The sequence below is a fragment of the Marinomonas flavescens genome (assembly GCF_004352835.1).
Classification (GTDB): Bacteria; Pseudomonadota; Gammaproteobacteria; order Pseudomonadales; family Marinomonadaceae; genus Marinomonas; species Marinomonas flavescens.
The window spans coordinates 88829-100630 of the sequence record NZ_SJSB01000011.1 but is presented as its reverse complement, the minus strand read 5'-3'; the positions used below and the strand labels follow the sequence as shown (position 1 = coordinate 100630).

Annotated in this window: 11 protein-coding genes; 4 read left to right on the top strand and 7 right to left on the bottom strand. The window is 42.5% G+C overall.

Annotated elements, in window-relative coordinates; all coding sequences use genetic code 11:
• Positions 1 to 234 precede the first annotated feature (234 nt).
• Both phoU and E0D70_RS12350 read left to right on the top strand, forming a co-directional pair.
• On the top strand, positions 235 to 945 hold the full coding sequence (gene phoU, locus E0D70_RS12355; protein ID WP_133012603.1) for a phosphate signaling complex protein PhoU: 711 nt from the start codon (positions 235 to 237) through the stop codon (positions 943 to 945).
• Between the two features lie 155 nt (positions 946 to 1100).
• Positions 1101 to 1601 (top strand): GAF domain-containing protein, encoded by a 501-nt coding sequence (locus tag E0D70_RS12350; RefSeq protein ID WP_133012602.1) that lies wholly within the window; start codon positions 1101 to 1103, stop codon positions 1599 to 1601.
• Positions 1602 to 1731: 130 nt separating this feature from the next.
• Here the strand turns inward: E0D70_RS12350 and E0D70_RS12345 are convergent, their stop codons facing one another.
• The 7 genes from E0D70_RS12345 to E0D70_RS12315 form a co-directional block, all read right to left on the bottom strand.
• The gene (locus E0D70_RS12345; RefSeq protein ID WP_133012601.1) at positions 1732 to 3510 is read right to left on the bottom strand and encodes a sensor histidine kinase; all 1779 of its coding nucleotides are present in this window, start codon (positions 3508 to 3510) and stop codon (positions 1732 to 1734) included.
• A 6-nt stretch (positions 3511 to 3516) separates the two neighbouring features.
• Positions 3517 to 4023: a putative pterin-binding protein gene (locus tag E0D70_RS12340; RefSeq protein WP_133012600.1), complete on the bottom strand. Its 507-nt coding sequence runs from the start codon at positions 4021 to 4023 to the stop codon at positions 3517 to 3519.
• Positions 4024 to 4178: 155 nt separating this feature from the next.
• Positions 4179 to 5183 carry a murein tripeptide/oligopeptide ABC transporter ATP binding protein OppF gene (gene oppF, locus E0D70_RS12335; RefSeq protein ID WP_133012599.1) on the bottom strand — a complete coding sequence of 335 codons (1005 nt, stop codon included), beginning with the start codon at positions 5181 to 5183 and terminating at the stop codon, positions 4179 to 4181.
• On the bottom strand, positions 5180 to 6172 hold the full coding sequence (gene oppD / locus E0D70_RS12330; RefSeq protein WP_133012598.1) for an oligopeptide ABC transporter ATP-binding protein OppD: 993 nt from the start codon (positions 6170 to 6172) through the stop codon (positions 5180 to 5182). Before oppD ends, oppF begins: the two co-directional genes overlap by 4 nt.
• Before the next feature lie 9 nt (positions 6173 to 6181).
• Positions 6182 to 7108 carry an oligopeptide ABC transporter permease OppC gene (gene oppC / locus E0D70_RS12325; RefSeq protein ID WP_133012597.1) on the bottom strand — a complete coding sequence of 309 codons (927 nt, stop codon included), beginning with the start codon at positions 7106 to 7108 and terminating at the stop codon, positions 6182 to 6184.
• 11 nt (positions 7109 to 7119) lie between these two features.
• Positions 7120 to 8040 carry an oligopeptide ABC transporter permease OppB gene (oppB, locus tag E0D70_RS12320; protein ID WP_133012596.1) on the bottom strand — a complete coding sequence of 307 codons (921 nt, stop codon included), beginning with the start codon at positions 8038 to 8040 and terminating at the stop codon, positions 7120 to 7122.
• Between the two features lie 105 nt (positions 8041 to 8145).
• Positions 8146 to 9768: an ABC transporter substrate-binding protein gene (locus E0D70_RS12315; RefSeq protein WP_133012595.1), complete on the bottom strand. Its 1623-nt coding sequence runs from the start codon at positions 9766 to 9768 to the stop codon at positions 8146 to 8148.
• 345 nt (positions 9769 to 10113) lie between these two features.
• Between E0D70_RS12315 and cysZ the strand changes: the two genes are divergently transcribed.
• Positions 10114 to 10893, top strand: coding sequence for a sulfate transporter CysZ (gene cysZ / locus E0D70_RS12310; RefSeq protein WP_133012594.1), 780 nt, complete (start codon positions 10114 to 10116; stop codon positions 10891 to 10893).
• Positions 10893 to 11747 carry a response regulator gene (locus tag E0D70_RS12305; protein ID WP_133012593.1) on the top strand — a complete coding sequence of 285 codons (855 nt, stop codon included), beginning with the start codon at positions 10893 to 10895 and terminating at the stop codon, positions 11745 to 11747. The genes cysZ and E0D70_RS12305 overlap by 1 nt, the downstream gene beginning before the upstream one ends.
• Positions 11748 to 11802: the final 55 nt, after the last annotated feature.

Sequence of the window (11802 nt, the reverse complement as noted above, 5' to 3'; positions counted from 1 at the left end):
GTCAGGTTATCAAGAAAGGCGATAAGTGTATCGATTTTAATATTTCTGTAACAGAGTCGGATTATAGTTTGGGCTTTAATGTGAGTAGTCTAGCAATGGACTAAGCAAACGATTTATATTTGATCCATATTTTTGAAAAAATCTCAAACCGCCTTTTGCTTGTTTAAGCACTGACATTTATAACTTTTTAACCCGCATTACAGCCATCAAGGCATCGAGGCGGAAGGATAAATTATGAAAGAGTTAACATCAGACCATACATCAAAACAGTTTAATAATGAGTTGGAAGCCTTGCGTCAACACTTTTTGACTATGGGTGGTGTGGTTGAACTGCAGGTACAGAATTCTGTTCAAGCTTTGATTGATAGTAACGGTTCTCTAGCAGAAGACGTTAAAGATAAAGATGCAACGGTAAACGAGCTGGATGGCATTATTGATCAAGAATGTAATCGTATCTTAGCAAAACGTCAGCCGGCAGCGGGTGATTTGCGAATGGTATTGGCTATTAGTAAAGCGGTGAATGAGCTTGAAAGAATGGGTGATGAAGCCAAAAAGATTGCTAGGCTCACGCTTAAGTTGATCGACGAAGGTGAATCTCCACGAGGTTATGTGGAAATCAATCGTATTGGTCAAATGGTTTCTCGTATGATCCATGACACATTAGATGCTTATGCACGTTTAGACATCGATGCTGCGATCACAGTAGTGAAGCAAGACCGCATGGTAGACGAAGAGTACAAAACGGCACTTCGCTCTTTAGTAACTTACATGATGGAAGATCCACGTAGTATTTCTCGCGTGTTAAACGTCATTTGGGTTTTGCGTTCTTTAGAGCGTATTGGTGATCATTCGCGTAATGTTTGCCAACACTTGGTGTTCATGGTTAAAGGAATCGACGTTCGTCATGTTCCTGCTAATGAAATTGACGCACAAGTGAACGGATAATTCACGACTTGGGCGACTCTGAGGTCTTGTTTCGACAAAGAGTCGCTTAGCTTCTTCTATCTTACTATTTCCCTTTCTTTTGCTTATTCAATGTTGGCTCTTTGCCGTAGTTTGCCTATTATCTGCCCCTATATACATTGACTAGGTAACATCCCATGTTTGAGATAGAAATCGACTCAAATACAACACCAGAAATACAGTATCAGGAACTGAATGGTCAGCTGATGGCTTTGCTTTCTGGCGAGCGTGATTTGATATGCAATGCAGCACAATTTTCTGCGTTTATTATGCAGACAGTCGCCGATCTTAATTGGTCTGGTTTCTACTTTGCTCGTAGTAAAGAGCTGGTTCTAGGGCCTTATGTTGGTAAAGTGGCCTGCACTCGTATTCCTTTCGGAAGAGGTGTTTGTGGTGCCGCGGCTCAGACTAAAGAAACTCAACGCATCGAAGACGTTTATGCATTTGAAGGCCATATTGCATGTGATTCAGCATCGGCCTCTGAAGTGGTTATCCCTATCATAGTTGATGGTCATTTGATTGGCGTATTTGATATGGACAGTCCAAAAACAGGGCGTTTTTCTGAGGTAGACCAAGCGGGTCTTGAGCGTCTAGTTGAAACGTTTGTAGCCGCAACGGATTTTGGTTGGTCTTTTTAGTCCTCGAAAGTCTAACATGTTGTAATCATTAAATATTAGCCTAGAGAAAAGCGTATTATCTTTGGGCTAATATCTCCAATCCAAGCATCCTACCTTGCCAATAAACAATGCAGGCTAATGTTGTTTTCATTTAATCTGTCTTGAACGCATCCATTATCAGACCATTTAGGCGCGACTGCGTTAAAGGAAAAGACAGGCTTTGTGCTTTTGCTGCATATGCTTTGTTTTGAACATCCTTTGTTAGTTGGTGATCATACAATACAAAAGTGCCATTCTTTTGCCACTGCTTAATATTAGATTCTATTTCAGGACTGATGAGGTTGCTGTCCATAATGATGACAAGATCGAGATCTTCATCATCATAGTAAGGGCCTTCTAAGTAGCGATTTGCTTCAATATTAAAACTTGATAGTTGTAGGCGTAACGCGTTTGCTAAGTGGTTATCTGTTGTGAAAATAAGTGCTCGTTTAGGATCTGGACAAGAGTATAGACTTATATTTTCAGGCGACGATTGGCTGACTTCATAAGGAATATCTACCCAGAACTCAGTGCCTGATGTGGCTTCGCTGGAAAAATGAATTTCACCCCTCATAAGATGGACTAAGCGGTAACAAAGAGAAAGTCCAAGACCTATATTATTTTGTAATATAAGTGGCTGGTTGTCTTGAGTAGTAGGCGAGGCGCGTAAGGTATCTTGTATTGCGTGTTCTAAACCAAAGCCAGTATCTTTTATCGCTATTTGTAATATGCCGATACGTCTGTTCTCTAAGTTCAGAGGTTGCTGTGTTGGCGTTAAGCTAGAAGGCCTAACATTGATACTGATACTGCCTTCAGGTGTGTGTTTTATTGCATTTAGAAGCAGTTCTAAAATTATTTCTTTTAGACGTTTAAAGTCGAGGCCAATAACATCCGGTAACGCTGGGTCAATGTAACTAACCAAGGTTACGCCTTTGCGTTGGAGTTTGGATGAAAAAATTTGCACATAGTCATCTAGGTTCTTTTGTAGCGATTCTGTGGTGATGTCTAAGCTCAATTTTTTGATATCGATTAATGCCAAATCAGTAAACATATTAATCGTATGAAGCAGCTCGTTCGCAGACTCTTTGATGCTATTTGAAGACTCTGTATTATCGCAAGGTACACCTAATAATGCCTGAATTTGTGGCCGCGCTTCTTGTGCTACTAGGGTTAAGATTTTCGCTTTTTCTTCATGAATATTTTGTATATCTATCAGTAACTGTTTGTTATTGCGTTGGTTGATTTTAAATACTGAGAAGCCTTTTGCGATACAGCAGCATAGTACGAATAAACTGGCTAAAAAGCACATCATTAGAATACGAACGTTTTCCAGATTCTCGCCTAATGCTCTGCGCTGTCTGGCTATATATAAATTGGTCCCTTTACTAACCAAAATGGTAAATTCATTAACTTGATTATCGAGCTGCTTAAGTCGAGTTGTCATGTCTTGTAGGTAGGACAAATCGCCTTCTTCGATTTTTGATAGATTTAGACTAATGAGTTCTAGTTCGCCAGTAATAATATTAAGCAGGCGCACTGTTCGTCCACCGGTTAAGCCTCGAATCAAATAACCGACTTCGCCGCTGCGTAGCAAATCTACTCGACTCATTAACAAATCATATTGTGTGTAGGCGGCACCATTGAGAGGAAGGTCTTTTTTGTCTATTTGAACGAGATAATTTAAGAAACGATAGGATTGAAGTTGAAACTGGAGTGCATTCCAGAGTGAGTCTTCATAAATTCGTTGTTTTGTCGCTTGGTTTCCATTGTACGAATAAAGAAGAATACTTGAGGCGAGTAGGGTAATGGTTACGATCAAGGAGAGTAGACCGTAAACATACCAATGTTGTAGCTTGGAGGTAGGAAGCCATTTTCGAAACCACTTTACCATCTGTTTTTATTCCTTGGATGGGGATGTAAGCACTTCAATTGTGCTAATTTGCCAAATAGATCGCCAGTAATAAGTTTCATTTTTTAGCTTTGGGTCATCATCAAAAGGATACATTACCAGTATAGGGCCTAATTCTCTGACGCTCATTGGGTGGCTGTCTTTGCGCATTGCGAAGATGGCTCCGCGTTTGGTGAAATCTGTGATAGGTATTTCAATAACGTATTTATTGAGCGCAGTAATTCGCAATAAATCCCCTTTGCCACCGGTAAGTTTTAACAGGTCGACCGCAGAGAATCCACTGTATTTATGGGCTTGATGAACCCAAGGATTTTTGGTTGTAATACTATATCGTGGTAAAGCATTGAGCATTTTTCTGTCTAGTTTTGCGGTGTGGCCTGCGTTTGTTTCGGTAATACTCCCTGTTAAAGTCAGCAGAACACGCCCCGTTGGTGGTGATAATGCGAGCACGGGTGTGATGTAAAGAATACCAATAACTAAAAGTAGGAAACGCATGTATTGATGATTCCTTAAAAGGTTTGATGTTCATCAATCATAACAAAGTGCTGAGAAATTGCTGAGAAATTGGCGGAAAACGACCTCATTTTTTATAATAAAACGCCCAATAGGTTCTATTGGGCGTTTTGAGTGAATAGTATGAAGGCGCTGGGTTACGCGATATCAGCGAGTCGGATACAAGCGGCTTGATGCTCTTCTGATAGTTTTTCTAACGCCGGTTTTTGTTTCGCACAGTCTTCATTGGCGTATGGGCAGCGAGTACGAAACACGCAGCCAGAAGGCGGATTGATCGGCGAAGGTAGATCTCCCATTAGTAGCTGAATTTTTTTATTACGCTCACGTTTTGGATCGGGTACTGGTACCGCAGATAATAATGCCTTGGTATAGGGATGACGTGGGTTATCGTACAAAGCGTGCTTGCTGGCTAGTTCAACCGCATTACCAAGATACATAACGAGTACGCGATCTGAAATATGTTTAACGACACTTAAATCATGCGCGATAAACACCAGAGATAAGCCCATTTCGGCTTGTAACTCTTTTAGCAAATTTACTACTTGTGCTTGGATAGACACGTCCAATGCGGAAACGGGTTCATCACAGACCACAAGCTTTGGCTTCAGAATCAAAGCACGAGCGATACCAATGCGTTGGCATTGGCCACCTGAGAATTCATGAGGGTAGCGGTTAATCACATTAGGCAGAAGGCCAACGCGATCCATGATGGCGCGTACTTGGTCTTTTACTTCCTGTTTGGACAGATGCGGTTTAAAAGTGTTTAACGGCTCGGCGATGATATCGCCGACCGTCATGCGTGGATTTAACGACGCCAATGGATCTTGAAAGATCATTTGCAGTTCTTGTCGTTTGTCGCGCATTTGCTTTTTGTCGAGATCCGTTAAATCTTGGCCTAACCAGACAACATTACCATCAGTAATGGGAACAAGGCGTAGCAGCGCGCGTGCGAGTGTAGATTTACCACAACCAGACTCACCCACGACACCTAAAGTTTCACCTTCGTAAATGGTGAGGTCAACGCCATCAACCGCCTTTAAAGCTTGGCCTTTTTGCCATGGCCATGCGTTGTCAGATTTAATATTGAAGTGAACTTTTAGGTTCTTCACATCCATTAAAACAGTATTTGTTGAGTTGTTCATAGCATCGCCTCCCCATTAATAGGTTTGTGACAAGCGCGTAATTTACCTGGTTGGTATTCCTCTAGAACAGGTGCTTCTTTACGGCAACGATCTTCAACAAACTGGCAGCGTTCTTGGAACGGACAACCAACGGGAAGGTTTAATAAATTGGGTGGGTTCCCCGCGATGGTGGCGAGCACTTCATCATTGGCATCGAGACGAGGAATGGCTTCTAGCAAGCCTTGAGTATAAGGGTGAGTTGGTCGGTAGAATACGTCTTCTGTTAGGCCGTACTCCATGGTTCGGCCAGCGTACATGACTAATACTTTGTCACACAGCCCCGCTACAACACCTAAATCATGAGTAATCATAATAATAGAGGTATTAAACTCGGCTTTTAGTTCATTCAACAAGGTCAAAATCTGTGCTTGAACGGTCACGTCTAAAGCCGTAGTCGGCTCATCCGCTATTAATAACTTTGGTTGGCACAGCAATGCCATAGCAATCATGACTCGTTGGCGCATACCACCTGAAAATTCATGTGGGTACATGTTCATACGCTTGCGAGCTTCTGGCATTTTTACCGCGTCGAGCATTTTTACCGAGGCTTCAAAGGCATCCGCTTTGTTCATGCCTTTGTGTAAAATCAGCACTTCCATTAGTTGCTTGCCGACCTTCATATAAGGGTTTAATGAGGTCATTGGATCTTGGAAGATCATGGCAATTTTTTCAGAACGAATTTTGTTCATGGCTCTTTCATTCAGAGTCAGAATGTTTTGCCCTTCAAAACGCGCCTCTCCTTCAATAATGCCATTGCCTGCTAATAGCCCCATTAAGGCAAATGCGGTCTGGCTTTTACCAGAGCCAGATTCACCTACGATGCCTAAGGTTTCCCCTTGTGCTAGGTCAAAATTCAAGTCATTTACAGCGGTCACTAATCCATCTGGTGTTTTAAAGTTCACCCGCAGATTATCAACCTCTAAAATATTATCGGTTTTCAATGAGTTCATTAGGTCCTCCTAGCGGTCTTTTGGATCTAGAGCGTCGCGTAAACCGTCGCCTAGGAAGTTAAAACAAAATAGTGTGACGACAAGGAAGCCTAAAGGCCAAGCCATTTGCCAGACGGCCACTTCCATATTCGGTGCACCTTCTGAAATCAGTGCCCCCCAGCTGGTCATAGGCTCTTGTACCCCAAGGCCTAAAAAGCTGATAAAGGACTCTAACAAAATCATGTTTGGTACTAGCAAAGTCGCATAAACAATAACCACACCCAGTACGTTTGGTACTATGTGACGAGCGATGATTTTTGGCGTAGAGACACCACCGGCGTAAGCCGCTTCGATGTATTCTTTGTTTTTCAAGCTTAACGTTTGACCGCGAACTATCCTTGCCATGTCTAACCAAGAGACGGCGCCAATAGCGATAAAGATCAATAAGATATTCCGCCCGAAGACGGTCATCAAGATGATGACGAAAAACATGAATGGGAAAGAGTTAAGGATCTCTAGGAAACGCATCATTAAGCTGTCGACACGACCACCAAGGTAGCCAGACGTCGCGCCATAAAAGGTGCCAATCACAACCGCGACGAAACTGCCTAAAATACCGACCATTAAAGAGATTTGGCCGCCTTGCATAGTACGAACAAAAATATCACGGCCAAGAGGGTCGGTACCAAAATAGTGTCCAGAAGCAATGTTTGGACGGCCTAAAACGGAAATATCAGACAGGGCAGTCCAATCGATATCCGCGTAATTCCATTGGCTTAATAATGGGCCAAAAATAGACAGGGCCGCGATAATAACTAATATAATCAAACTGGCCACGGCGGCTTTGTTGGTGAAGAAACGACGGCGAGCGTCTTGCCATAAACTGCGGCCTTCTACTTCGACCACCTTTTCGGCGAATTGCTCGACAGCCGCGACTTTATCTTTACTTGTCATCATAGTGAGTCGCTCTAATAACGAATTTTAGGGTCAATGAAGACATATAAAATGTCGACAATGGCGTTGAAAAGGATGGTCAGCGTGCCAATCAAAATAGTGATTCCCATCACCATGGAATAGTCACGGTTGATGGCGCCGTTTACAAAGTGCTGGCCGATACCACCAGTTCCAAAAAACTGATCGACAACCACAGAACCAGTGACAATGCCGACAAACGCAGGGCCAAGATAGGATACGACTGGCAACATAGCAGGGCGAAGCGCATGGCGAATAATAATGCGTGACTTCGGTAAGCCTTTGGCTCGAGCCGTACGAATAAAGTTGGAGTGCATGGTTTCTATCATGCTGCCACGGGTAATACGGGCAATTTGTGCTATGTAGCTGGTGGACATGGCGATGACAGGCATAATTAAAAATGGCCAAGCACCTCCATTCCAACCGCCGGCAGGCAGCCAATGGTGTTGAATCGAAAAGAATAGAATACACAAGGGCGCAATCACGAAATTAGGCAGTACCATGCCGACGTTAGCAAAGGACATAACGGCATAATCTAACCAAGAGTTTTGACGTAAAGCAGCAAATACGCCGCACAGTACACCAAAAGTGATAGCAACGAGAAAAGACCAAAAGCCGATTTCGGCGGAAACAGGGAAGCTTTGTGCGACCAGTTGATTGATTGTGAAATCCGTAAAGCGGAATGAATAACCTAAGTTACCGTGCAGCAAATCCCATAGATAATAAAAATATTGATTCATTAGGGATTCGTTCATATGGTACTTGGCTTGTAGGTTAGCCATTACTGCGGCCGGTACGCCACGCTCTGAGGTAAATGGACTACCCGGAGCAAAGTGCATCAAAAAGAAAGAAAGAGTAACCAGCGCGAGTAACGTTGGAATGGCTTCAAGCAAGCGCTTTATAATAAATCTGAACATAAAAAAATACCTGATTAGGTCGCCGCTAGGCGGCTAATACTAGGAACCATTAATTGGGAATAAAGACCCAGCGCATGACTACGCTGGGAAGAGTGCAGGACTATCCTAGTGAGCGATAATGTACATGTCGCGAGTATAGAGATTGTCTTCAAGATTTGGTTTGTAACCGCCTACGTAAGTTTTCAATAAGCGTTTAGTTGTGTACTGATAGATAGGCGCAACGGCCATATCTTGATCAATGACTAAATCTTCGGCTTTTTGATAAAAAGGCGCAGGGTCATTAGCTTTGGCTGCTTGTGCCATTAACTTATCGTACGCTGCACTTTTATAGTGGGCATTATTACTGGTGTTAGTGGATTTGAATAAATCTAAGAAAGTAGAGGCTTCATTGTAGTCACCGAACCAACCATCACGCGACACGCCGAAGTTGCCTAGATTACGAGTATCTAAGAATGTTTTCCATTCTTGATTTTCAAGCTTCGCATTGACGCCCAAAGTTGTTTTCCACATAGAGGCAATCGCGATAGCAATTTTCTTATGGTTTTCGTCTGTGTTGTAAAGCAGATTAAAGCTAAGTGGATGACTCTTATCGTAGCCAGCTTCTTTTAGCAGTGCTTGGGCTTTTTTATTGCGCTCAGCTTGCGTCCATTTTTCGTATGCAGGTTCTTTTGCTTTAAAACCATCAACATCTGGTGGCGTAAATGAGTAAGCAGGGATTTCGCCAACGCCAGTGACGTATTTAGTGATGATAGTGCGGTCTATCGCATAAGACAGTGCTTTGCGTACACGAACATCGTTAAACGGTGGCTTTTGATTATTAAAATCATAGTAGTAAGTGGCTAATGCTGGAGACACTTTTACTTCTTTAGGCGTTGATTTTAAAAGTGATTTGTAGCGGTTAGTTGGGATACCTGAGTTAGATGTAATATCTAAATCGCCAGCTTGGTAGCGGCTGAATTCAACGCTTGCATCTTTAATGGGTAAGACAGTCACTTGATTGATAACGGTTTTTTTGTCGTTCCAATAGTCATGGTTACGAACCAAGACCATTTTTTCATTGACGATCCATTTGTCTAATTTGTAAGCACCATTGCTAACAAGGTGACCTGGTTTTGTCCAAGCTTCGCCCCATTTCTCGATGGTTTTTTTAGGTGCTGGAAAGAGTGAAGAGTTCACTGTCATTTTTACAAAGTAAGGGACTGAATGGTCCAATGTTACTTGAAAGGTGTACTTATCCAGGGCTTTCACACCTAGAGAAGAGACTTTATCTTTGCCATCAATGATGTTCTGTGCGTTTTTTACACCAGCAAGCGCAGCGTACCAAGAGTAAACAGAGGCCGTTTGAGGGTTAACAAGACGTTGGAAGCCGTAAACAAAATCCTCTGCAGTGACAGGGGTGCCGTCAGACCATTTTGCATCATGACGTAGATTGAAGGTGTAAACCGTATTGTCTTTATTGACGGTGTAATCTTTGGCAACACCGGGTACTAATTTACCATCTTTACCTTCGCTGTATAAGCCTTCAAAAAGATCGCGAGCACGCAAAGAACCTGGCGTACCTTGGATTTTTTGGGGATCTAGTGTCGCTGGTTCACCTTCGCCACCTTTAGCCAATACTTGTTCCTTGGCTAGTTTTACGCCAGCCGGTACATCGGCAGCATGAACTTGCATAGCACCAAAAGACGCCGCAAGAATAGCACTGGCGAGTAATGTTTTTGTGTTCTTCATAGTGTTCCCTTTGTTAAGTTAGCTTTTGTTTTTGCATTGTTATCATTAGATTTACTTATTGGCCAGCCATCAATAAATGGCAAAACAAGCGTATCTTGAGTTTTCATAGTTCATTAATTTAGGGAAGGTCACAATCGAAATTCCGCATCAAGCTATGCGTCTAATAAAGGTAAGGTTAGTAAGGCATCGTGTAGAAGTAGGAAAAAGGCAGGCTATCTTGTCAGGAAAAAGTGTCGTCATAAGCCTGTGTTACTCGATAATACATACTCTTTATGGAGCCAGTGATGGGCGCGTGGTATTCTCTGGCAACGCATTATGTCAATTTATTAAATTAAGGTAGGAAGAGTGATTACACAGCCATTTAAAGCAGCCGGAGCGTTTTTAAAAGCGTTACCTTTGGCGATTTCTCCTGGATTAAGAGTCTTCATTGTGGTGCCATTATTGGCTAACTTTGCTTTGATGGCGTTACTCTACATGGTGGCGTTGAGCTACTTTAACGATTTAATGACGATGGCAATGGGCTATTTGCCAAACTGGCTGGCGTTTCTCCATTGGTTATTTTATTTGATTTTTGCCGCTCTTATTAGTGTGTTGTTGTTCTATAGTTTTTCTGTTGGCATTAACATTTTAGCCGCTCCTTTTATGGCGTTTTTGGCTGAAAAAGTAGAAGAACGCCAAACGGGAAAAGTGTTTGATGAAGCATTAAATGCTAAAGCACTCATGGTGATAACAGGGCGCACATTACAAAGAGAAATGCAGAAAATATTGTATTTCTTACCGCGTTTTATTTTGCTCTTACTCATGTCTTTTATTCCGTTAGTGAATGTTGTTGCTCCTGTATTGTTGTTGTTGTTTTCTATGTGGATGCTGTCGCTTCAATACATGGATTATGCTTTTGATAACAACGAAGTAAAGTTTCATGATATGCGTCAGATGTTGCGAACTAAGCCTCTGCTTTGTTGGACATTTGGTGGCATTGTGATGGTAGGTTTGACGATCCCTTTGCTTAATCTATTTGTCATGCCGATCGCTGTTGTCGCTGCCACTTTGTTGTGGATTTCTGTGTTCAGACCACAAGATGTCGAAGTCTCTTCGTTGGTTGGTCGTACTGATGGGTTGTTGTAATGTCGATAAAAATCCTTGTCGTTGATGATGCTTCTTTTACGCGTGATTTAATTAAACGAACGATACGTCAGCAGTTTCCTGCCTCTGTTGTAGAAGAAGCTGTGAATGGTCGAAAAGCCCAGAAAATGCTCGAAAAAACGCAGTTTGATATGGTGCTGTGCGACTGGGAAATGCCTGAAATGAATGGGGTTGAGTTACTCAAGTGGTGTCGTGAGCAACCCAGTTATCAAAAAGAAGCAGTACCATTTGTCATGATCACCAGTCGTGGGGATAAAAGTCATGTGGTCGAAGCGGTGCAATCTGGGGTGACGGATTATTTAGGTAAGCCTTTTTCGAGCGAGCAACTGGCTAACAAAATTTTGTCCGCCGCAAAAAAGCATAAGATGGAAAGTAAATTAATCGCAGAGAATCCTAGAAACCCTGCTAGTTCGCCCGGACAAGGTGGTGTGGCGGCAGCTTCGATTGATGTTCTAATGGGCGCGGGTAAATCAACACGCCCAGTTCAAGCGACGAAATTCACGCATCCTGTGACACCAGCCGCGACGACGAAAGACGTTAAAATTCCGACTATGGTGCGGTTTGAAGAGAAGCAATTTCGTTGCATGGTAGTTCAGTTTAGTAAGCAAGATGCGACCTTGTTGATTAAGAGCGACGACGTGGTGCCTCAAGTATTAGGGCAAGCTGTATTAGATTTAGAATTTGCTGGGCAAACGAATCGTTTGAATTATTATATTCAATCCGTTGCCACAACAGAAAAGAAGCATGATTCAACGTTTTTAACCGTTATGTTGGGATTGATTGATCAAGATTTGGAGAAAGAGACGTTTATAAGTGCGCTATTTAACGGTCTTTAAGTCGCGAGATTAATCGATAAAAACGGCTTACTTTGCAGAAAAGTGAGCCGTTTTT